This is a genomic window from Bradyrhizobium uaiense, from assembly GCF_010811875.1.
Lineage (GTDB): Bacteria > Pseudomonadota > Alphaproteobacteria > Rhizobiales > Xanthobacteraceae > Bradyrhizobium > Bradyrhizobium uaiense.
Window position 1 is genome coordinate 1 of the sequence record NZ_VKHP01000836.1, and the last position, 246, is coordinate 246.

Consider the following 246-nt stretch of genomic DNA (forward strand, 5'->3'; position numbering starts at 1 on the left):
AGGCCTCGGTGTGCATATCTGCACCGGGCCGGTGTTCGTGCGCGGCGCCGAGGAAGGCGACGTGCTCGAAGTGCGCATCATCGACGTGGCGCCGCGGCCCTGCGCCAATCCGAAATATTCCGGCAAGGCGTTCGGCAGCAACGCCGCGGCCTGGTGGGGCTATCAATACAATGACCTGATCGATCCGCCGGCAAAACGCGAGACCATCACGATCTTCGAAACCGATGCGCAGGCCGAATGGGCGCG

General features: G+C 64.6%; 1 protein-coding gene. It reads left to right on the forward strand.

What is annotated here, in order from left to right; all coding sequences use genetic code 11:
* Positions 1 to 246, forward strand: a 246-nt coding sequence (locus FNJ47_RS47695) for an acetamidase/formamidase family protein (protein ID WP_175068540.1), incomplete at both ends; no start/stop codon positions are given.